Origin of the sequence: Spirosoma luteum DSM 19990, assembly GCF_000374065.1 — a bacterium.
Classification (GTDB): Bacteria; Bacteroidota; Bacteroidia; order Cytophagales; family Spirosomataceae; genus Spirosoma; species Spirosoma luteum.
Window position 1 is genome coordinate 127601 of the sequence record NZ_KB893252.1, and the last position, 22407, is coordinate 150007.

Consider the following 22407-nt stretch of genomic DNA (forward strand, 5'->3'; position numbering starts at 1 on the left):
GAATTGAGCAATAGCCGGGTTGTACCGGTCTCTTTACTTTATGGTATCCGTTTCTTCCAGCGGCAAATCGGTGACGTAACCGATTTTTTCAACAGCGGTGAGCATATCAAACACGGTGTCGATACCCGACATCAGCTTATCGACGGAACTGGTAATGAGAACAATAATCAACTCAGCCGCTACAAATTGCCCGAGTGACATTTGCCGCCCAACTACCAGCACTGTACCCAGAATAAGCAATCCCCCGGTCGCCACTGTCTTGAAGGCTATGGCACTGTAAAAAAAGCGCTTCAATACATTAAAATGGCGATTTCGGTGAAGGATATAACCTGCTACCAGATCATCCATTTTATTGATCGTTTCCCCTTTGGTTCGCTGACTACGATACGTGGGCAGATTAGCGGCTATTTCTTCGAGCCAGCCTACTACCTTGTATTTGTACTTCGACTCCTCCAGACTGGTACGAACGCCCCCCGGCCCATATAACCGGCTGATGAGCAGAATAATCAGCACGATAAAGGCACCAAAGCCAACAAAGATGGGGTGGTAGGCTGAGAGGAGAATAAGACCAAAAACTATTTGTACTGCCGCACTAGTCAAATCAATCAGGAGCTTGGGCAACCCTTTCTGAATAGTCAGGACATCGAAGAAACGATTCATCAACTCAGGTGGATAATAACCGTCGAAGGCCTCGGGCTCAATACGGGGCAAGCGGTAGGTAAACTCAAAGGCCGCCTTCACGAAAATGCGCTGCTGCAATATCTCCACCAGCGTCATCTGGGCTACCAGCAGTAGCCCCGTTATCAGAACGCCTAAAATAACCACCCCAATCAACAAATACACCGAACTGAAGATTACCCCGCCAGATACCAGATTGAACACCGCCTGAATACCCAGTGGTAACGACAGGCTGATTAGGCCCGTTACCAGTGCGTATAAATAAATATATCCGATATCTTTCTTCTCGTTAGTCAGCAACCGAATTAGCCGCTGAAGGGGCGAAGGAGGGAGAGAAAGAGTTTGGAGAGAAGCCATAGTCAATTCATTTACTTGATAGCAATACTATCATTTACGCAAACATAACTATTATAGCCGAAAGTTTGTTTACTTTGTCCTGGTACAATTTGTTGAACGGATCAGGCAGAATATAGATGGAATATTCGGTACACATTCAGATGAACGAGCGGCTATTTCTGCGCGAGCCGGAGAGCTCTGATTTAGGCAGGCGTATTATTCGTCAGGGCATATTGTTATTCAATGACGTTGGTTTTGAGGAGGCTACTTTCCGCAAACTGGCCGAACGGATTAATACGAAGGAAGCCAGTATTTACCGGTACTTTGAGAACAAGCACCGGTTACTGGTCTATCTGGTGGCCTGGTACTGGCAATGGGTCGATTTTCAACTTATTTTTCAGACTAATAATCTTACCAGCCCACGTGAAAAGCTGGAGAAGTTGTTACGTCTGTTGCTCCTGCTCGACCTCGACAATTCATTCTGTGATACTATCAATATACGAGCTTTGCACAGTACCGTTATCCGCGAAGCCAGCAAAGCGTATCTAACCCACCACGTTACGGAAGATAACCGCCAGCACCTTTTCAAGCCCTACAAAGACCTCTGCCAACATATTGCCGACATCATTCTGGCTTACCGCCCTGATTATCCTTATGCGCACTCCAGAGCAAGTTCACTCATTGAAACAGCTCATTACCAGTCCTTTTTTATGCAAAATCTTCCATCACTCACGGATTTTGAACAGGCTAATTCTAGTGAGCCCGAAGCCATGAATAAACTACTGAGTTTTATGCATCACCTGCTTTTCTCGTCGCTGGATGCGGTGTAAAAGCACAGCGTTTCATTAACCCCGTAAAACGTTACCGTTCAGGTTGATGATTCTTTATAAAATCAAATCCCATTCAAGGTTGTTTTCAACAGAGAAAACTGGATTCAGAGCCGTTTTATAGGCATTCAGACCCGAAAACAGGCTGGTCGGAGACGACCGTAGTGAATTTGAACGCCAACAGTGATAAATTTGTGGAAGTAACAAAAAAAGCTACGCTGCTTTATTTGTCGGGCTCTTTCCTATAAAATACGTTTCCGTGAAAAGATGGATTGCTATCGTTCTCGTCGTCCTCGTGGTGGGCGGGATAATTGTATATAACAAAGTATTACACCCGGCACCCGGTGCCGAAGGTAAGCCACCAGGTGGAGGAGCGAAAGGAGGCCCAGGCGGTGCCAGAGGGGGCGGCATGACGTCCATTAATGGCTTTGTGGTCGTATCAAAACGCCTGCAGGAAGATATAGTGTCCAGCGGGTCCCTGCTGGCAGCCGAACAGGTCGATATTTACCCCGAAATTTCGGCCCGGATCACCCAGCTCAATATTCGGGAGGGGCAGCCAGTAGCTAAAGGGGCTTTGCTGGTAAAACTGTTCGATGCTGATTTACGGGCGCAGCTCCAGAAGCTTCAGGCGCAGGCCGATAACGCCCGGCGCACCGAGGAGCGGAATAAACAATTGCTGGACCGGGGGGGTATTAGCCAGCAGGAATACGACATTGTGACCACTAATCTGCGGTCCTCACTGGCCGATATCGAATTGGTAAAAGCGAACCTGCAGCGAACCGAAATCCGGGCTCCGTTCTCGGGGGTTATTGGCTTGCGTAATGTAAGCTCAGGAGCCGTTGTATCGCCCAACACGCTGATTGCCCGCCTTCAACAGGTAACATCGCTTAAACTAGACTTTTCAATTCCCGAAAAATATGGTCCTTTCGTGCATAACGGGAGCAAGATCCTGTTTTTGGTAGACGGGGCCAACAACCCGAGTCAGGGCATTGTGTACGCCATTGAGCCGGGGGTAGAAGAGCAAACCCGTAACCTGCGCATCCGGGCGCGGGTCAGCAACACGTCCCTACAGTACCGGCCCGGTACGTTTGCCCGGGTTACCCTGACCGTCCAAAATGAACAGAGCCTGGTTGTACCCACGCAGGCAGTGATTCCGCAAACCCGCAGCAACCAGGTAGTTGTTATTAAAAATGGCAAAGCTAAATTTACTGACGTAAAAATCGGGCTTCGTACTGAGGGTACCGTTCAGGTGCTGGAGGGACTGAGCCGGGGCGATACCGTGGCTACAACAGGACTGCTCTTTCTAAAACCCGATTCACCCGTTAAAATTGGTGGTATGATAACCCTGCCGCAATCAGAAGCAAAAGTAGCAACAAACTAATTTTGGTGTTTGATGTTGGTTGTTTGTTGTTCCTCCGGCAGTAGCAGACATCAAACGTCAACCATCAACTAACAAACTTACCATGAGTCTTCCCGAATTAAGTTTGAAACGGCCCGTGTTTGCGATGGTGATGTCGATCATCATCGTATTGTTCGGGATTATTGGCTTTACCTTTCTGGGGGTGCGCGAATACCCGGCCATCGACCCGCCGGTTATTTCGGTGCGGACGAATTATACGGGTGCCAACCCCGAAATTATTGAGTCGCAGATTACCGAGCCTATCGAAAAATCCCTGAACAGTATCGAAGGCATCCGGACTATCTCCTCGAATAGCGCCCTGGGAGCCAGCTCGATTACGGTTGAGTTCAACCTCGACGCTAACCTGGAACAGGCTGCCAACGATGTACGGGATAAGGTGGCGCAGGCACAGCGGCAACTGCCGCAGGACATCGACTCCCCGCCCGTAGTGACCAAAGCGGATGCCAATTCCGAGCCGATTCTTTTCATGAATGTGCAGAGTACGACCCGGAACCCGATGGAGCTATCGGATTACGCGGAGAATGTGCTTCAGGAGCGGTTTCAAACCATTCCCGGCATCAGTCAGGTGAATATTTATGGCTTAAAGCGCCAGGCTATGCGGCTCTGGATTGACCCCATCAAACTATCAGCCTATAAGCTGACGACGCAGGATATCCAGGCCGCCCTGAACGCCCAAAATGTTGAACTACCCGGCGGAAAAGTGTACGGTAATACCACCGAACTAACGGTAAAAGCCGTTGGTCGGCTCAAAACTCAGGATGACTTCAATAACCTCATTATCCGGCAGACGAGCAATCAGATCGTACGGCTCAAGAATGTTGGATATGCTATCATCGGTGCCGAGAACGAGGAAACCATCTCCAAGCAGAATGGCGCCGTGGGTGTTATTCTGGCCCTGATTCCCCAGCCCGGTGCCAACTACGTCAAAATTGCCGATGAGTTCAACAAGCGATTCGACCAGGTGAAAGGCGACTTACCCGACGACATCATTGCGAGCGTCGGCCTGGACCGCACCCGGTTCATTCGGCGGGCCATTGAGGAAGTGGGCGAAACGTTGATTATCTCGTTTGTGCTGGTGGTGTTGGTTATTTATTTCTTCTTCCGCGACTGGCTCATTGCGTTTCGACCCCTCATTGACATTCCGGTATCGCTCATCGGGGCCTTTTTCATCATGTATCTGGCCGACTTCAGTATTAACGTCCTCACGTTGCTGGGTATCGTGCTGGCAACGGGCCTGGTGGTGGATGACGGTATTGTGGTAACCGAAAATATCTACAAGAAGATTGAGGGAGGCATGGATGTTGATAAAGCGGCAAAGGAAGGGGCCAACGAGATTTTCTTTGCCGTTATCGCCACGTCCATCACGCTGGCCGTTGTGTTTCTGCCCATTATCTTTCTACAGGGGTTCGTAGGCCGTTTGTTCCGGGAATTCGGGATTGTAGTAGCGGGGGCTGTTCTCATCTCCGCTTTCGTATCCCTCACCCTCACACCCGTACTGAGTGTCAAATTAACCAGCAAAAAACACGGGCGGTCGTGGTTTTACCAGAAAACCGAACCGTTTTTCAACTGGCTGGATACCTCCTACCGGTCGTCATTAACCAGCTTCATGAATCGGCGGTGGTACGCACTGGTTATGGTTGGCGCCTGTTTGCTGCTTATTGTTGGGATAGGCTCCCTGCTCAAATCTGAACTGGCCCCGCTGGAAGACCGCAGCCGAACCCGCGTGGTGATCACCTCGCCCGAAGGCACAAGTTACGAACCACAGGCCGCAGTGACCGACCGAGTCATGAATTTCGTGCTCGATTCAATACCCGAGAGTAAGCTCGCATTCAGCGTAGTAGCCCCCGGTTTTACAGGGGCAGGTGCCGTCAATTCGTCATTCGTCATCGTTAACATGTTTGAACCCGACGAGCGAACCCGGTCGCAGCAAACAATTGTGGACTACCTGAATAAGAACCTCAAAAACTTCAATGAGGCCAAGATGTTTGCCACCCAGGACCAGACCATTCAGGTAGGACGGGGCGGAGGACTACCGGTTCAGTTTGTAGTTCAGAACCTCAATTTCGAGAAACTGCGCGAGAAGCTGCCGACGTTCCTGGAGGAAGTGCAGAAAGACCCTACGTTCGAGAACTCCGACGTCGACCTCAAATTCAATAAGCCCGAAATAAACATCAGTATCGACCGTGAGAAAGCGACGAACCTGGGTATTTCGGTGCAGGATGTAGCCCAAACACTGCAACTGGCCCTCAGTAACCGTCGGCTGGCGTACTTCCTGAAGGATGGCAAACAATACCAGGTAATTGGTCAGGTAGACCGCGCCGACCGCGATGCCCCGGTGGATTTGGCCTCGCTCTACGTCCGCTCCAACCAGGGTCAGTTAATTCAGCTAGACAATCTGGTGAAGTTTCAGGAAGTGAGCAGTCCGCCACAGGTGTATCATTATAACCGCTTTAAATCCGCCACGGTATCGGCAGGTCTGGCTCCCGGCAAAACCGTTGGCGACGGGGTTACCGCCATGCGGGCCATTGCAGACCGGGTATTGGACCAAAGTTTCCAGACGTCACTGTCTGGCCCATCGCGGGATTACGCCGAGAGCTCCGGCAACACCCTGTTTGCGTTTGGTCTGGCCCTTATTCTGGTTTACCTCATTCTGGCGGCCCAGTTCGATTCGTTTATCGATCCGCTCATCATCATGATTACGGTACCCCTGGCACTGGCTGGAGCGGTATTCTCTTTATGGATGTTTAACCAGACGTTGAATATTTTTAGCCAGATTGGCATTATCATGCTGGTCGGTCTGGTTACCAAAAATGGTATTCTGATTGTGGAGTTTGCGAATGAGCAGCGGTTGATTGGGAAGAATAAGTTTGAAGCCGCTGCCGAGTCGGCTGCCCTGCGCTTACGCCCTATTCTGATGACCACCCTGGTAGCGGCCTTCGGTGCCCTGCCACTGGCGCTGGCGCTGGGTTCAGCCTCAAAAAGCCGGGTGCCACTGGGTATCGTTATTGTGGGTGGTTTGCTATTCTCGCTAATACTGACGTTGTACGTAGTACCGGTTATTTATACCTATATGAGTCGCCGGAAGGACGTGAAACCAGAGGAGCCAAAACCGGACAATGAGACCAAACCGGAAGAGCTGGCCGTACCGGCTTAAACCAGCAACACTGACCAGTTTTTAGTAGCATACAGGGGTGAACCGGTTTAATTCAGGTTCACCCCATTTTTTTCGTATCCTCTCAGCCGTACCGGACCCCTACGGCGGGTTAAGGGCTACGATGTGCTAGTGTTACCCAACGGCTGTAACCAGCTGACAGAATGGGGATTGGCAACAACCGTTGACTAAATAACCTGCGGGGTACACATCAATAAATAGCTACCTTCCACTGATCAACCAAATGAATCAGAATGGCAGCGAAACTGGTTACCTGGTGGCCCACACTCAATCAATTGGTTAAACAGGCAATCATTATTGCCGTCTGTATCTTATTGAATATTGGCTGTTTTTTCGCCATTTATACCGCTGCCGGGCACCGCGCAGAGACCGAATACCTGAAGCCCTACCAACAGGCCGATAGTTTGATGGAACTCGAAATTCGTCAACCCTATCCCCGGCTTTCCAGCTTTCGCACGCAGGTTTTCCAATATCAATATTATTTCCTTCAGCATAAAAAAGATTTCTTCAAAATGCGGCTTGTCCGCTTTTACGTAGCCTATATTGGTATAGTCGGCAGTAGCTTGATTATGACCCTGATGCTGGCGGGTCTACTCGCTTTTATTGCCAATCGGGGCTGGGCGAATACGGGTCAAAGTACCCGGTTCCTATTTGTGACGGTTGCTTTGTTTACCACGTTGCATGCCTCCATACTGGCCGTGTTTAACTTGGAAGAAAACGCAACCAACAACCTTCACCTGTTCAACGATCATAAGGGCGTTCAAATCGACATTTATGATTATATGACAACGTCCGGACGATTCGTGGCTACCGACTCTGCGAAAGTACATGCGAATGCCGATTCGATGATTCACACGGTGAACCTGCAAATAAAGGCCTTAAACCGAGTCTTTTATTCCATTAATCAGAACTCAATCAACGACATAAGTCTCGATCCCTATCTGTCCAAAGCGGGAGCCAGGTAAAAGAACCAAGGCCGGGGGTTTGGTAACTGGCTGTGTACGTACGGCCTGTTGGATTGTCATCCCGTTACCACAAAGTTCTGTCGAACGTATGCGATCAAGGAAATCAGTCCCGGCGAGTGGATTGTATGGTAATGATGGTAGGAGCCGACAGATAAAAATCGAATAACGAACGCCCCAGCAACTCATGGCCGACCGCACTCAGGTGCTCGGTATCGTTTGGTAAAAAATACTCCTCCTGCGGGCGGATAACCCTATCGGCATCGAATACACTAACGGTCTGTTTTTCCGATTCCCGCAGTAACAACGCCCGCACCCGTAGCCGCAACCATCGGGTCAACCTATTCCGGTGCGGAAGTGGCGTTATTATGAGTACATTATGCTGGTAAGGCCGTAATTGTTTCATTAACCCCGCTATAGGCAGCGTACGGGCCGGCTTTATGAACGAACGGACCAGGATACCAAGGGCTCTCAGACCAGTGAATACTGTTTTTCTGTCAGCCCCGGGCTGGTTGATAAGGGCATAAGGAAGCGTGGGCATAGCTAAGCCAGGCGCATTCATACAGTCTTGCCCAATGGGTTGAATGAGCAATTGATCGAGTTGAAGAATAATAAGGTCGTAGCGGCTGAGCGGCAGCTGCGCTAAGGTGGATACCACCTGCGCCATTGTCAGATGAGCGTACACATCGACTGATACCGACTGGCCGGTACCCCTGGTTTGCCGAATAAAATGTCCAATAAAACTAAGCCTGCCCTTTGTAAGCCCATACCCGTACGTATGTTCATCACCAATTACCAGCACATTCATGTAGCCACAGCAAACGGGGTGAATAAACCCATTTTTTATCAGTACGTACCAAATGAGTCAATTGTGGCAGATTTGCTTAAATTTTAACAACTTTAATCAACAATTGCAACGTTGTGCGTTTGCAGGGCGTACTTCACCGTAACCAGGGTATACCCGTAAATCTGACCAGACTTTGTTTTTCCGGAAATCGTCTCCCTTTGCTGAGAATGACCTTCTGAGTGTCATTCAGGCTTGCCGCGCGAATGACCCGCGTGCGCAGAGAGCGTTGTTCAAGCAGTTTTTTGGTTACGCCAAAAGTATCTGTCTTCGGTACACATCCAGCGTAGAAGAAGCCGAAGACGTGCTGAATGAAGGATTTTTGAAAGCTTTCCAACATCTGGACGGCTACAACGATGCCCTACCGTTCAAGGCCTGGCTCCGCACCATTCTGGTCAATACGGCCATTAGCCATTACCGTAAAAACAGCCGGTATGAGCAACACACATCGCTGGAAGCCGGTGAGCAGGTTTCGTTTGACGATAATATCGTTGATCAGATTGCAGCCGAGGAAATCCTGGCCCTGGTTCAAAAATTAACCCCAAACTACCGAACGGTGTTTATGATGCACGTGGTGGACGGGTACAGTCTGCACGAAATTGCTGGCATACTGGAGCATAACGAAGCGACTGTCCGTTCCAACTACGCCCGTGCCCGGCAAAAATTACAGATACTCATCAAACAGGCTTATTCTTCTTACGAAAACTCAGGCCCTGGTGCCTCCATTCCCTATCATGAAAACTGACCGCTTTTCCGATATTATCCGGCGAAAACTGGAAAGTATTCGACCGGAATTTACCGACAAAGACTGGACGCGCATGCAGGCATCGCTTCAGCAGGCAATGCCGCCCCAGCCTGGCTCACCCACCACTGGCACACCCTTTAGTGGTGGTGTCTGGTCGGGTTCTCCCTGGCTGCTGGCAGCGGCCTCCGTCAGCACCGTCGTGTTGATTGCCTTCAGTCTCTGGCAACGGAGCGAGATTAATACCCTGCGCGAAACAGTGGGGCAACTCAAACAACAGTCGGTGGCTACGCAACCGGCCCCGGCATCAATAACGCCCAACCGTTCGGCTTTGTCGACGCTGGACAGTCAGTATCGTTCGCAGCCAGCCCCCCAGGCCGAGTCGGATATCCAGGCGAACCAACCATTACCCGGTAATCAGGATACGGTTGCCAGTACCGGTTCTGACGCGTTGCTTAATTCCGGACGGCAGGAAACAACGGATGAGCGGGCTACCCAACAAATGGATAGCCCTCCTAAACAACGCGATGTTATTGCGAACCGGACGTCGGTTTCGGTCGGTGACGCACGTACCCAAACTAAATCAAGCAAGAACCTCAAAACAGATAAATATGGTGCTTCCTCTACTCCTTTAACTATTAACCAACCCAGTTCAACTCCGTCGGCAGTTGCCAGCGAACCAGTTCGTCAATCGGCTTCAGCGCAGCCTAAGGCCAATGCTGAAACCAGGAGTCAAACGTCTGAACCAAGTCCAGTAAAGGCTACTGACGACCGAAACGGGGCTATAACGAACAGGAACAGCTACGCCCGAAACCCATTGACCACCACTCAGGCGGGTAGTCCATCCAATTCCTATGGTCAGTCGGCTAAACCAACGCAGCAGCCGCAGGAAACGACAGCGCCGGTATCAGACCGGGCAGGTATGAATCCATCTGAGCCAGCGGTGACTACTGGTACGGAAGCATCAGAAACGTATAAACTGGCAACCAGTTTACCGCTGTCTTTGCCCGACCGTGACTGGAATTCAGCCCTGGTAAAGCGGGCGATACGGATGCGTCTGGTTCAGCCACCGGCTCCCGTGGCCACCCAACCCGTTGCCAGGGCGGTAAACGCAGAAGCACCCGCCAGCCAGCCCGTCACTCCACTGGCTGCCAGACCCAGAGTTGGGGTAGGCAGCGATGTTGACGCCCATATGTGGAGTGTCGGTGCCTTTAGCGAGATACAACTCAATAAACACTGGGCACTAAGTGTAGGCTTGAGCAAAGCAACGTATCTGGGTGGGTTGTTTATAACGGCCAGTGATTTTGACAACCGGACCCACCGGAATTTTCAGAAAGAATTTGGTCGCGGGCTCAATCCGAAACTAGACCCTCAGGATATTCTGAACATTGACACCCGTGTTCAGCGTTTCCAGATACCACTAAGCCTCAGTTACCGTATTCCTCTCGGCCGCACCCTGGCACTGCTGCCAACAGTTGGTACGTACGTTAATCTGAGCAGTGTAGAGAAAGCAGACTTCTACTTCCGTGACTCTCCCCGGGGTTTTGATCAGGCTAGTTTCAAGCAAAGTCGTCCGGTAGATTTACTGAACACAGTTACGTTGGGTACGAGTCTGGAATGGCAAAGCCGCCACTGGGTACTACAGGGCAGCCCTCTCCTTGTTTTACCCCTGACATCCGATTCCGACTGGCAAAAAAGTACCATGCTGGGCCTTCGGGCGCGTGTTTTCTATCAATTTTAGGCAGATGACCTGGTAGTAACTGAAAGGGAGCAAACGATGTTTGCTCCCTTTCAGTTACTCAGTTGCTGGCGGTCACCCGCCATATTCGCCCGGCTACATCGTCGGCCACGAGCAATGCCCCGTCGGGTGATTTGACTACACCCACCGGCCGACCGTATGCATCTTTGTTGTTTCCCGCCAGAAAACCCGTCAGGAAATCCTCCGGCGTGCCCGGTTTCCCATTCCGAAAGGGCACGAAGACAACCTTATAGCCTGACAGCTGCGTCCTGTTCCAGGACCCATGCTGCCCAATGAATGCGCCGTTCTGATAGTGAGCCGGAAAGCTACTGGCGCCGTTACCTCCCTCCGGGTAGAAAGCCAAACCCAGCGAAGCCGTGTGCGACCCTAAGGGGACATCGGGTATTATGGCTTTCTGAACCAAATCAGGTCGTTCTCCTTTCCGGCGTGGGTCTGCATTCTGCCCGTAATACGAGTAAGGCCAGCCATAGAAGCCGCCTTCTTTCACGCTGGTCAGGTAATCCGGCACCAGATTATCGCCCAGTTCATCGCGTTCATTAACGGCGGTGTACAGGACGTTTGTGGTGGGTTGCCAGTCCATACCGACCGGGTTACGCAGCCCACTGGCATAAATGCGCTCACCGGTACCGTCCGGGTTGATTTCGAGGATATTGGCCCGACGTGCCTCTTCTTTTGGCCCGTGTTCCCCGACATTACTCGCCGACCCTACGGAGATGTATATTTTCTTGCCGTCGGGACTAGACAGCAGGTTGCGGGTCCAGTGGTTGTTGTATCCCCCGGCGGGGAGGTTCAGAATTTTCTGGCCGGGGGTAGTCAGTTTAGTCTGCCCCGGTTTGTAGTCGTACCGCATCAGGGCATCGGTGTTGGCCACATAGAAACTATTGCCCAGCACCAGCATCCCAAAGGGCTGGTTAAGACCAGTCAGAAATACTTCGCGCTGGTCTGGTTTACCATCCTTGTTGGTATCCCGAAAAAGTGTAATCCGATTGGCACTGGCCGCTGTCCGCTGCGATTTACTTTTGCCGGTTACGGTGTTGACAACTTCATCTTTAACGCCTTTGGGCTCCGTATTGGCTTCGGCCACGAAGATATCGCCGTTTGAGGCCACGTAAATCCAGCGGGGGTTGACCAGGTCACGGGCAAATTCAGTTACGGTGAAACCGGCCGGAGCCTGGGGCATTTTACCATCGGGCCAGCCAATGACATTACTAAAGTTCTTCGCTGATTCGGTGGCGTAGGGAGCCGGTAACGTAAGGCTGGTATCGGCGGTGGTAACGGTATCCGCGGTTTGGTTGGTTTCTTTTTTCTGATTACAGCCCAGAAGGAGAGCCGACACGGCAACGCCGGTCAAAAGAAATGATGTTGCTTTCATGGTTGAGTAATACGTTCGATTTCTCAACCATGAAAGCAACCATTTGGTTACGGATTATCTTTTTTTGCGGCTAGTTCGGCTCCCTGAACAGCCATCTTAAAGCCAGTAATTGCTTTTGTGGCTGTATCCCGGCTAAACGTGATAACTGAGCCGTAGGAACTGGTCGACTGGTATGTATCGTCGCTTTCTTTCTTCACCAGTTTGTTACTACCCATATCATCCGCCTGCCCGAACAGGTCGCCTTTGTTCAGCGTCACAACGTATTTACGCACGGGGCTGCCCTCCCCGAAGGTGTACGTACCAACATAGGCTTTCAGAGCCGTCGAATCGGTTGCTGTCGTTTGGGCGCTGGCTGCGGTGCCAATTGACAGTAAGCTACTGAGCAGTACGAGCGTCAGGTATTGTTTCATGCGTTTGTCAGATTAGTTGGTTCACCGGAAAAGTAGTGCTACAAGGTACGTGAAAATCGGGCATAGGGAATTAGGCCTTTGTAAAAAACCTCGCTAACGGCCTCCATTCCAAACCGGCGGTAAAAATCAGCCGCGTCCAGCCGGGCATCACACCACAGAGAAACAGCGCCTAACCGCTTCGCTTCGGCCATAACGTGGTTGAGCAGTGCTGTACCAATGCCCTGACCCTGATAATCGGGATGGACCGCAAACTTCCTGAATCGGGCCCGGCCCGGATTGGCTGCTCCGTAGGCTACGAAGAGCGAAATAACCGCAATGAGTTCATCCTGCCAGAATGCCCCAGCATGATAACCTTCAGCATCATTTTCTACTTTTACGTATTCGGGCGACTTGTCAGGCCACAGTACCCGATGCCGTAAGGGATATGTTTGTTCGGGAGCAACAGGCCGTATGGAAAAGGAAGTCGACATGGTATATTTTACTATCATACATTGAAAGGATGCGGGAACTAGGTATTTTTTTTCGGAAGCGCAAATACGAGTTACTCCTTTGTGCGTTGCTCCAGCACCTGTTTATCGGCATTTTCCTATCAGATTTACCGGCTTACACCAAAATAATCTGGCCGATTAACATGGCCGTGCTGGGCATTTTCAGTACCGGTGTTTTCATTGGAAAAAGTAGGCATAAAATCATACTGAGAAATATACTTTTCGTGCTGACAATTCTGCTGCCGCTTGCTCTGACCTACGCCACTGATTTCCTGACAGTGATGCTCCTGTTAAATGTAACTTACGTTGTCTTCTTCATTTTTATCTTCATCGAAATTAGCCGTTTTCTGGTAAAGCCCGGCTACATCGATATTGATATTATTTCGGCATCGGCCTGCGGCTACTTACTACTGATTGAAATCAGCGTTTTCCTGTTTCAGGCTTTTTACTACAACGATGTCCATTCGTTCAAGGGGATCGACATCAGTAGTCCGGCAGGTACGTTCATGGACTTCGTTTATTTTTGCAGCATCACCTTTACCAGTATCGGCTTTGGCGACATCACGCCCAACCAGCACCACACCCGGTTAACCACAGCGTTGCTGGGCATTGTAGGTCAATTTTATTCCGTTGTTCTGATTGGTATTCTGATCAGTAAATTCTCGTCTAACCATAAAATTGTGGCGGATTCATCAGAAACCGACTGAAAGCTGAGCAGAGTGCCTGATTTGAGCAATGGTCCCGCGCCAGCCACAGGTAGTCAACCCCACTCGGAACCACCGGGCTTACTCGCCCCGCTTATATGGATATACTCACGTTAGGATACAGACACCGGCCTGGAGAACTAGTTAAGGGTGGGTTATCAAAAGCCGAAATAAAGTACGTAGATTTTATTGTTTCAGGTCAGTCACTTGGCGAACGGGTTGGCGCTTTTATGGCTGATCAGGTTGGCATCTTTGGCTGGATACCGGATAAATGGTACGAAAATGACCGGATAGACGAGTTCCTAGGCCTTATCCCGCCCGAATTGACAACCGGCCGAATGAGTTTTTACGTTTGCCCAGAGTGTGGCGACATTGGCTGTGGGGCCGTAACGGCCAAAATCGAGGTAACCCAGAAGCAGGTCATCTGGCACGACTTTGGGTATGAAACAAACTATTCCGCCCCCAACCTCTCGCGTTATCAGGCAATTGGTCCCTTCATGTTTGAGCGAACGGCTTATTTTAAAACGTTCTACAACCTGCGCAGACTGACTTTAGAACGGTAATTTCCCCAGGTCAGAATCAGAAATCAGTAAATGGGTTAGTGGCACTCATAACCTGGAACTGAAAACCATCATCCGGATTAAGGAAGCCCTGGGCGAAGACATCTTAATGTTCATACGTCTCAAGCAATGGCTTGATAACTTCCATACCTATCTATTTACTATCTGAACGTTCCTTTGTAGTAAAGTAAGGCAAGGGTAAAATATAGGGCTGGTGTCTACCAATCAGAAGAAACGGATAGCAAAAACGTGTCTGGTTATACTAAATCTCAGTGTCGTCGAAGATTTCCGCGCAAGCCTCCTCAACGCTCAGAAATATCCGGTAGGCCCTATGTCTTCTCTACAACCTGACGCATCAGCCTGCTTTTACCGGTATAGCAACGCGTTGCCTGAAAGGGCCTATCTGGATAGATGTATAGCATTAATCTATTACGTGAAGTAACGGTCAGGATGGCGTCCATAAAAAAAGCGCCTTCTTCTGAAGACGCCCTATTTGTAGTTTGTTTAACTGTAAGGAGGCTTGTCAATGTCGGGTTTGCCATTGGCGTTTCGGTTTGGATGTGTCGTTGTTGTATCATCATCCTGATCATCCTCTGATGGGGTTGGATCGATACCGCTCAAAGGGGTATCCTCGGGCGAGTCATTGCCGGGAAGGGTTGTTGCCTTGTCGGAGCGGTCGCCCAGTCCTGCTGGCGAAATGGCCTGTTTGGCCCGAATAATGGCTTCTTTATCTTCGTCTTCCATAGTGAGTTGTGTGTAAGGGTACGTGTTATGTTTTTTTGTTAACTGTGCGCATAAAAGAAAGTTTGGGGCATCTGTAAGGGCTTTCTAAACGGTTCCCGACCGACCTGTTCTGGTTATCGGCACTTGTCAGCGTTTCTCCAATAGGGTTAAAGCAGCGTAAACCTGTCGATTCATTTATTGAACTGAATTGGTTTAACAATCTACGACTTACAGGCGTGGTTAAAGGCCTCGTCACCAGGGTTGTGGTTGTCCAAACGGCTGACACTGGCGGTATTTACTGGTTTACTTCATGCGATTTAAGTGCTTGTAAGGGGGTGAGATTTACAGGTTGTTATCTGGTTCCGTTCATTGTTTAGTCATTGATAAGCGCGTACGCACCCACCGGGGCCTTGCCAGGTTCTTTACCTGCCTGGTTCTGAACGGACAAGGGACTGAGCGCCTGGGTACGGTCAATGAAAATCAGTCCATCGTACCGTTCCGCCAACCGGGTAGGTACGTAGTTCCCAGCTTCGGCCGATGGATTATACACCACGCCGATGGCCCGTTGCCCACGGGTTTGCGCCAGCAGTGAGTCCGTGCGTACCTGAATCAGCCGCACAAATTTAGTGGCCGGCGAAACCTGGTGCAGTAACGCATCCCAGGTACCGTCGGGCGAGGCTGGTACGGGCATCCGTTCGGGCGTTGCACCCCAATAATCCCCGGCAATAACCTCGCCCTGGTAGGTACCAAAACCAAGGATATAAACGCCCTCACCGGCATGGGATTCGCGCACTAACTGGCCCAGGTTGACCATCCCGCTCTGCGCCATGTCGGTGTAGCGGGCATCGCCTACGTGCGTGTTATGCGCCCAGATAATCACTTTACTGTCCCGTCCGTGGAGTTGCGTGAGTCGGTCGAGCGTAGCGGCCATGTGGCGATCCCGAATGTTCCACGACTCGGCATCATCGCGCACCATGGTGTAATAGTACTGCTCCGCGTTGACCGCTACGAGCGCATTTTGAACCAGGTTAAAGCTGGCTGTGTCGGTTGCATTGGCATAACGGGTCTGCACGTGGTTCAGGAGCAGCGTCAGGGCATCGTTGCAGCGCGTACCCTGCAGGGTTGCCACTGCGTAGGCCTGTTCATCTCCCCGGTAGCCGCCAAAACACTGGAGGGCCTGGCGGGCCAGTTCGGCCGTTTGCGGATCGGTGGCTTGCTGGCTCGTCAGTTGTTCGAGCGACTCCCAGAGGCTGTACACATCCAGCCCGTAGAAAGCTACGTTTCGGTTCGTCTGGGTAGTGTAAGTACGCATCCAATCGGCCAGTTGAGCAATTTCGGTGTTAGCCCACATCCAGGTCGGCCAACGATCAAACGCCTGCAACACGTCCGAGGCTCGTTCGGCTGTTCGCTGCCCCTGCACGTATTGATTCAGGGCATAGGCGTCGGGCCAGTCGCCCTCTACCAGTACGAGGGTAAAACCCTTTTCCTGAATCAGCCGCTGGGTAATTGCGGCCCGCCACTGGTAAAATTCGGCGGTTCCGTGGGAGGCTTCGCCCAGTAAAACGTAGCGCGCATTTCCGATGTCGGCCAGCACTCTATCCAGATCCTGCTCGGTCTGCAACGGTCGGGTTGCCTGTTGGAGAGCCGCAACGACCGATTCATCCTTCTGCTGACGCTCTACCGATTCCGTTTGGCAGGCTTGTACTGCACTTACCAAACAAGCCATTGTGTACAACATTGTTTTCATAACTGGTTAGCCGTTTTGCCAGAGAAAAGCGAAGCCGACAGCAAAAGGTGTTTTCTGCCATAAATGAAGTAAGGTAATGGCCCACACCTACCGGGACAAACACATTTGACTACGTACAGTGTTAATTCTTCATGAAAACGTATCGTCAGTTGACCTCTATACCGGTTGTTTTTATTGCTTGTGATCAGCCCGATGATCACAAGCAATACCGACAGGCGTTCGGCGAAGCCTGCTCAACCGCTGTTTTGTATTTTTTCGGACACAAAGGCGAGTTGCTCGCGGCTCTTCGGCAGCAGGTTTACCCCAGGCCTTCGCTACTGATTATGGATTGGAACATGACCCTGCATGAGGGATACGCAGCCCTGGCGTCTTTACGCCAAACACCCGCCTGGCACACGATTCCCGTAGTTATTATGACCACTGCTGATCGGCCCGTTGATGACGTTAAGTGTCAGCAAATCGGTTACGAATTAGTCATTCCCAAAGAAATTCAGTACGAAAAGCTAGTTGTCCAACTCGGGGGGCTACTGCAGGCACTGGTCTAATTACCGAGTGGTAGGATAAGGGGGCTTAGTTCCAGCGGTGGTAGCTACGCAACGGCTTAAACTAATGACTATCACCCTAGTACCATTCCCTCATTAATCCCCAGAATTTCGTGTACCCAGCCTTGGTACGCACGTTTTCACCGCAACGTCTACTACTTCTTAACGTAGGCAAATTATACTCGTTATCAGTAACCATTAATCTGTCATCTCAACCGTTATGAAAAAAGTACGCACATCCGTTCCGCTGTTTTTCCTGGCCGCATTTTTAGCAAGTGTTACGCCCGCACTGAGTCAGACGCAAAGCAACGAAAATTCAGATCCTTATCAGGGCGCTGCGCAACGGGATAGCCATGATGAGTCCAATAGTTACGGCTGGATTGGCCTGCTTGGCTTAGCGGGCTTACTGGGGCTCAGGCGCAATCGGCACCGGGACAACGCAACGATAAAAACAGTCGTGATTGTTACCAGTCTACTAGCCTCAGGCGCAACCCTCTCCAGTGTAACGCCTGCTCTTAGCCAAAATCAACCGGCCGGGCAAGGTTCTAGTGGAGACAATTCGGCAAGACGCAGTCAGGAGGATATTGAAGATCATGAGACAAACTTTGACTGGGTCGGTTATTTTGGCCTGGCTGGGTTGGTAGGTTGGGTTGGGCCTAAGCGCACGAATGAGCGCACAGATAAACCTGTTTAGTTAACCATGTAGAGGAAAATGGCTAAGAAACGAGAGGAATTTCATAAATAAAATTCCTCTCGTTTCTTAGCCACAAGAATCACAGCTGTTTACTAGACAAAAGCCTGCTTAAGGCTTATTTGCGTACGTTTTGAGCAACTCCTTTGCTTCCTCAGCGGTTAATAGCGAGATACACCCATGCCGTGCTTCAGGCGGGAAATGGACGTCTTCTTTAACGCTCCAGTGAATCAAATCGGGCGAGTAGGAAGCACCAAACCGATCCGTCATGCAATAATCATACAGCAGTAACCAGCCAGGTTTGATGGGGTCCTTAATTACCGTTGGCCCTTCGGTAATGACCGGAACAATCTGCCCCTTATTCAAAGGTCCTTCAATCAGGGTATACGGCCCCTCAAGGCTTTTTGAGGTGGCCACCCGGATGGCCCTTCGCTCACCGGTTTTGGCCCCGAATTCCTCCTCCTTATGAAACAGGTAATACGTTCCCTTATCCGCTAACAACGTGCCATCAATAACCGAGTAGGGAGGAGCAAAAAATACCTGAGCAGCGGTAAATGATTGCCAATCACGGGTTCTGCAGGCCCAGAGCCGGCTTTCTTTCCAGCCGGCATCCTTGAAGGAGGACGACCAGAATAAGACATACTCAGCTGTTTTTTCATCGTAAAACCATTCGGGCGCCCAAATATTCCGGGCTAAGGCTCCGGTTTCATCCCGTACATCTTTCATTAGGGGTAAAGCACCCTCAACCTGCCAATGAACCAAATCCCTGGATGTCATATACAGACAGCTTGGTCCCACCTTCTGGCGGTCGTTGCCGCTTCCTCCACCCGTTGACAACATTCGCCAAAGCCCATCTGGCCCCTTCCGAACGTACGGATCACGAACATGCTGCTCCCAAACCGGTTTGTTGTCGTTTAAGGGCGTCCAATGACGTCCATCGTTGGACAAGGCAATGTGCAACTTATTGATCAACATGGGATTGGGTAAGGGAACCTCCACGGTATTTCCCTTCGCATCAATCTCAATCCGGGTCGGATACCGCTGACGAAAGTAGGTCAGCATCCAGACGTTTTTGGTCTCATCAATTTTAAACGATTCCTGAACCGGAGCGCCTTGCGAGCCCAATCCATTTTTAGGTTGGGCTAAAGCGCTTCCTATGCAGAAAATCAAGCCAATGAATACTGGTGTAAGCTTCATCATTGAAAGCATAAATTTTTACCTACCGTGTGTTGTTCCCATCATCAGGCTTTGGATGGGCGGTATCGTAGGCAATATCGGCAATGATTAGCGTATCTTCACCCTATAGCGTGCGCAGAAGCGGCTGCAAAGCACTTCACTCGCCTTAGCAGGGTACCCACCCCGGGTTTAGTACCAGAAGTTACCGACGTTATTTTTGTTCACACTGGAGTTCCCGGATGATAGCCTAACAACCTGGTCGATTGAGTCATTATCGGCCTTCTGGAATAATGAACGTTATGAGCGTACTACCAATTGGCTGAATAGCCCCACCTCGGTAGTAGCAGCAGTATTCTAAGTGGATTGTCCCCGTCGTTCAACTGTTTACTATATCCTGCACAGACTACTCCTAAAACGGCAACCTTCCCAAATCCACATTCCCACCCGTTAGGATAATGCCGATTTTCTGCCCGGCAAATTGTTCCTTATGTTTCAATACGGCGGCCAGGGGAACCGCACAGGAGGGCTCGATAATGATTTTCATTCGCTCCCAGACGAGCCGCATGGCGGCAATAATTTCCGCATCTGATACCGTCAGAATATCCGTAACGTGCGCCTGGATAATGGCCAGTGTCCGTTCGCTCAGGGTGGTCATCAGGCCATCGGCAATGGTGTTGATGTACGGGGCTTTCTCCACCTGCCCACTCCGAAACGATAGAACCGCATCGGCAGCGCCCTCGGGTTCTCCGGCAATGACGCGGGTTGTCGGCGACAGGTAATGGGTAACCAGGGCCGTTCCGCTGAGTAGCCCTCCCCCACCCACGGGAGCCAGGATAGTATCGAACGGCCGCTCCTGCCCAAGACCATCCAGTCCGGCATCCTCAATCAGTTCTTTAGCGGCTGTGGCCTGTCCGGCAATCACGCGGTCATCATCAAACGGGTGAACCAGTACGGCTCCCGTCCGTTGTATCACGTCCCGAACCCCGGCCTCGCGGGCGTCGAGGGTTGGTTCGCATTCGATTACTTCGGCTCCGTATCCCAATACGGCCGCCTTTTTTACGGTCGGAGCCGTGCGGGGCATCACGATGTAGGCAGGCAGACCCACCTGGCGGGCGGCAAAGGCAACGGCCTGCGCGTGATTACCCGACGAGTGCGTGGTAATGGCCGCTCCTTCTTTGCTCTGCGCTACCTGTAACACGGCATTCAGCCCACCCCGTGCTTTGAAGGCACCTATTTTCTGAAAGTTTTCACATTTAAAAAACAGCTCCGCCCCGGCGCGGTCATTAATCGTCTGATTGGTGAGTACGGCGGTACGGTGAATGTAGGGCCGGATGCGGTCGTGCGCTGTCTGGATGGTATCGAGTGTAATCATAGGGCCAAGTTACGCAGGAAACCGTTTTGCACTACGTTAAACCCTGGCCTCCGGAACAAATCGAATGAGTAAGTTTTTAGCTGTTTTTATCTTTACCGATGGAAAACAGTTCACCTGAATTTATCGCCAAAAATCCGTTTCTCATGACGACCAATCGCCGACAATTTTTAAAGCAGACCGCAGGCACAATGGCGGGTATGGCTCTGTTGCCATCCGTTTTTGCCGAAGCCCCTACAAAGAAGCTGTTCTTTGATATTTCGCTGGCCGAGTGGTCATTGCACAAGGCCCTGTTTGGCAAAAAGATTACCAATCTGGATTTTCCGGGTATTGCCCGTAAAGAGTTCGACATCAGCATTGTGGAGTATGTCAACCAGTTTTTCAAGGACAAAGCACGAGACACAGCTTACCTGAACGACCTGCTGACGCGCTGCAAGGACAATGGCATCACCAACAATCTGATTATGATTGATGGCGAAGGCAATCTTGGTGCTTCGGACGCTGCAGAGCGGAACAAAGCCGTTGAGAATCACCACCAATGGGTTGAATGCGCCAAGTACCTGGGCTGTAAAACAATCCGGGTTAATGCTGCCGGGCAGGGTACAGCCGAAGAGGTAGCCAAAGCGGCCGTTGAAGGCCTGAGCAAACTGGGTGAGTTTGCCAAAACTATGAACATTAACGTCATCGTGGAGAATCACGGCGGGTATTCCTCAAACGGTCAGTGGCTGTCCGGTGTGATGAAACAGGTAGGTATGAAAAATGTGGGAACACTGCCTGACTTTGGTAATTTTTGCATAAAGCGGGGCGAAAACCGCACCTGCGCTGAAGAATACGACCGCTATAAAGGTACCAAAGAGTTAATGCCCTTCGCCAAAGGAGCTTCCGCTAAATTCTACGATTTCGATGCCAATGGGAACTGCGTGGAGACCGACTACAACCGAATCCTGAAGGTTGTAAAAGACAGCGGTTTCAAGGGCATCATTGGTATTGAATACGAAGGGAGTGGGCTGGAGGAGTACGACGGTATCCGTAAATCAAAAGCCCTGCTGGAGCGCGTAGGGCCAATTGTGTAGTTAGTTTATGGTATATGGTTTACGGTGGCTGACGCATAATTGTGCTTTTCGCGTCAGCCACCGTAAACCATATACCATAAATCTTATTTCAGACTCCCCATACCGCCGTCGATACCGATTATCTGACCGGTTATCCAGCTGGCCTGATCGGTGAGGAGGTAAGCGGCCATGCCGGCGATATCCTGCGGGGTGCCGTACCGGTTGAGTGGGTGGCGCTTGTTCCCTGCTTCACGCTTATTATCGTCGGCCAACAGAAAGCCAGCCAACGGGGTATCCGTAAGTGAGGGAGCAATGGCGTTGACCCGCACATTGAACGGTGCCAGTTCGGCCGCCAGCGATTTGGTCAACCCCTCTACCGCCGACTTGGCTACCGATACGGACGAGTGCATTCCCATGCCCAGTTTGGCAGCAACGGTACTGAACAGTACGATACTGGCCGATTTGGATTTTTTGACGGTCGCATAAGCCGCATGAATGGCGCTGACGGCACCCATCACGTTCACCTCGAAATCGTGCCGGTAATCGTCCGGCGTCAGTCGGTGAAAGGGTTTAAGGTTGATGGTTCCGGGGCAGTAGACCAGCCCGTGCAGGATTTCGGGCAGTTGGTTGAGGGCTTCCGCAGCGGGAGTCCGGGTAACATCCCAGGTCATATGGGTTGAATGAATTCCCTCGGGTTGGGTACGGCCCGCCGTAAAAAGGGTTGCTCCCGCTTCCTGAAGCTGCTGCGCCAGTGCGTGGCCAATGCCCGAACTGGCTCCAATGATTAATATGTTCTTGTTCTCCATAAAGGTGCTGTAAAATAAAATGGCGGG

Annotated in this window: 21 protein-coding genes; 11 read left to right on the forward strand and 10 right to left on the reverse strand. The window is 51.0% G+C overall.

Annotated features, from left to right (window positions below; all coding sequences use genetic code 11):
* Positions 1-33: 33 nt before the first annotated feature.
* Complete coding sequence (locus B156_RS0110760; protein ID WP_026260750.1) at positions 34-1035, reverse strand: ABC transporter transmembrane domain-containing protein; 1002 nt, start codon at positions 1033-1035, stop codon at positions 34-36.
* 116 nt (positions 1036-1151) lie between these two features.
* On the opposite strand from B156_RS0110760, the gene B156_RS0110765 reads away from it, so the two are divergent.
* The 4 genes from B156_RS0110765 (at position 1152) to B156_RS0110780 (ending at position 7398) form a co-directional block, all read left to right on the forward strand.
* On the forward strand, positions 1152-1844 hold the full coding sequence (locus B156_RS0110765; protein ID WP_018619710.1) for a TetR/AcrR family transcriptional regulator: 693 nt from the start codon (positions 1152-1154) through the stop codon (positions 1842-1844).
* Between the two features lie 256 nt (positions 1845-2100).
* Entirely contained in the window at positions 2101-3222 is a 1122-nt protein-coding gene (locus tag B156_RS0110770; protein ID WP_026260751.1) for an efflux RND transporter periplasmic adaptor subunit, read from the forward strand.
* Positions 3223-3304: 82 nt separating this feature from the next.
* The gene (locus B156_RS0110775) at positions 3305-6415 is read left to right on the forward strand and encodes an efflux RND transporter permease subunit (protein WP_018619712.1); all 3111 of its coding nucleotides are present in this window, start codon (positions 3305-3307) and stop codon (positions 6413-6415) included.
* Positions 6416-6666: 251 nt separating this feature from the next.
* The gene (locus tag B156_RS0110780; RefSeq protein ID WP_018619713.1) at positions 6667-7398 is read left to right on the forward strand and encodes a hypothetical protein; all 732 of its coding nucleotides are present in this window, start codon (positions 6667-6669) and stop codon (positions 7396-7398) included.
* Positions 7399-7501: 103 nt separating this feature from the next.
* Here B156_RS0110780 and B156_RS0110785 read toward each other — a convergent pair whose 3' ends face one another.
* Entirely contained in the window at positions 7502-8203 is a 702-nt protein-coding gene (locus B156_RS0110785; protein WP_018619714.1) for a hypothetical protein, read from the reverse strand.
* A 172-nt stretch (positions 8204-8375) separates the two neighbouring features.
* Between B156_RS0110785 and B156_RS0110790 the strand changes: the two genes are divergently transcribed.
* Both B156_RS0110790 and B156_RS0110795 read left to right on the forward strand, forming a co-directional pair.
* Positions 8376-8984, forward strand: a complete 609-nt coding sequence (locus tag B156_RS0110790; protein ID WP_018619715.1) for an RNA polymerase sigma factor — start codon at positions 8376-8378, stop codon at positions 8982-8984.
* Positions 8974-10722 (forward strand): hypothetical protein, encoded by a 1749-nt coding sequence (locus B156_RS0110795; protein ID WP_018619716.1) that lies wholly within the window; start codon positions 8974-8976, stop codon positions 10720-10722. Before B156_RS0110790 ends, B156_RS0110795 begins: the two co-directional genes overlap by 11 nt.
* Before the next feature lie 58 nt (positions 10723-10780).
* Here the strand turns inward: B156_RS0110795 and B156_RS0110800 are convergent, their stop codons facing one another.
* The 3 genes from B156_RS0110800 to B156_RS0110810 are packed head-to-tail and all read right to left on the reverse strand — an operon-like array spanning position 10781 to position 13010.
* Positions 10781-12112: a PQQ-dependent sugar dehydrogenase gene (locus B156_RS0110800; protein ID WP_018619717.1), complete on the reverse strand. Its 1332-nt coding sequence runs from the start codon at positions 12110-12112 to the stop codon at positions 10781-10783.
* 47 nt (positions 12113-12159) lie between these two features.
* Complete coding sequence (locus tag B156_RS0110805) at positions 12160-12522, reverse strand: DUF3471 domain-containing protein (protein WP_018619718.1); 363 nt, start codon at positions 12520-12522, stop codon at positions 12160-12162.
* A 38-nt stretch (positions 12523-12560) separates the two neighbouring features.
* Positions 12561-13010 carry a GNAT family N-acetyltransferase gene (locus B156_RS0110810; RefSeq protein ID WP_018619719.1) on the reverse strand — a complete coding sequence of 150 codons (450 nt, stop codon included), beginning with the start codon at positions 13008-13010 and terminating at the stop codon, positions 12561-12563.
* Positions 13011-13021: 11 nt separating this feature from the next.
* On the opposite strand from B156_RS0110810, the gene B156_RS0110815 reads away from it, so the two are divergent.
* Both B156_RS0110815 and B156_RS0110820 read left to right on the forward strand, forming a co-directional pair.
* Positions 13022-13717: a potassium channel family protein gene (locus B156_RS0110815; RefSeq protein ID WP_018619720.1), complete on the forward strand. Its 696-nt coding sequence runs from the start codon at positions 13022-13024 to the stop codon at positions 13715-13717.
* A 95-nt stretch (positions 13718-13812) separates the two neighbouring features.
* Positions 13813-14277, forward strand: coding sequence for a hypothetical protein (locus tag B156_RS0110820; protein ID WP_026260753.1), 465 nt, complete (start codon positions 13813-13815; stop codon positions 14275-14277).
* A 501-nt stretch (positions 14278-14778) separates the two neighbouring features.
* Here B156_RS0110820 and B156_RS0110825 read toward each other — a convergent pair.
* A complete protein-coding gene (locus B156_RS0110825; RefSeq protein ID WP_018619721.1) occupies positions 14779-15018 on the reverse strand; it encodes a hypothetical protein in 240 nt (79 codons plus the stop codon).
* 352 nt (positions 15019-15370) lie between these two features.
* On the reverse strand, positions 15371-16744 hold the full coding sequence (locus B156_RS0110830) for an erythromycin esterase family protein (protein WP_018619722.1): 1374 nt from the start codon (positions 16742-16744) through the stop codon (positions 15371-15373).
* A gap of 131 nt (positions 16745-16875) precedes the next feature.
* On the opposite strand from B156_RS0110830, the gene B156_RS0110835 reads away from it, so the two are divergent.
* Positions 16876-17289, forward strand: coding sequence for a response regulator (locus B156_RS0110835; protein ID WP_018619723.1), 414 nt, complete (start codon positions 16876-16878; stop codon positions 17287-17289).
* Positions 17290-17506: 217 nt separating this feature from the next.
* Positions 17507-17980, forward strand: coding sequence for a WGxxGxxG family protein (locus tag B156_RS0110840; RefSeq protein ID WP_018619724.1), 474 nt, complete (start codon positions 17507-17509; stop codon positions 17978-17980).
* A gap of 108 nt (positions 17981-18088) precedes the next feature.
* Here the strand turns inward: B156_RS0110840 and B156_RS0110845 are convergent, their stop codons facing one another.
* Positions 18089-19102, reverse strand: a complete 1014-nt coding sequence (locus B156_RS0110845) for a glycoside hydrolase family 43 protein (protein WP_245563719.1) — start codon at positions 19100-19102, stop codon at positions 18089-18091.
* A gap of 460 nt (positions 19103-19562) precedes the next feature.
* Positions 19563-20525 carry a threonine ammonia-lyase gene (locus B156_RS0110850; protein ID WP_018619726.1) on the reverse strand — a complete coding sequence of 321 codons (963 nt, stop codon included), beginning with the start codon at positions 20523-20525 and terminating at the stop codon, positions 19563-19565.
* A 143-nt stretch (positions 20526-20668) separates the two neighbouring features.
* On the opposite strand from B156_RS0110850, the gene B156_RS0110855 reads away from it, so the two are divergent.
* The gene (locus B156_RS0110855; RefSeq protein ID WP_026260754.1) at positions 20669-21595 is read left to right on the forward strand and encodes a sugar phosphate isomerase/epimerase family protein; all 927 of its coding nucleotides are present in this window, start codon (positions 20669-20671) and stop codon (positions 21593-21595) included.
* 83 nt (positions 21596-21678) lie between these two features.
* Here B156_RS0110855 and B156_RS0110860 read toward each other — a convergent pair whose 3' ends face one another.
* Entirely contained in the window at positions 21679-22380 is a 702-nt protein-coding gene (locus tag B156_RS0110860) for an SDR family NAD(P)-dependent oxidoreductase (protein WP_026260755.1), read from the reverse strand.
* Positions 22381-22407: the final 27 nt, after the last annotated feature.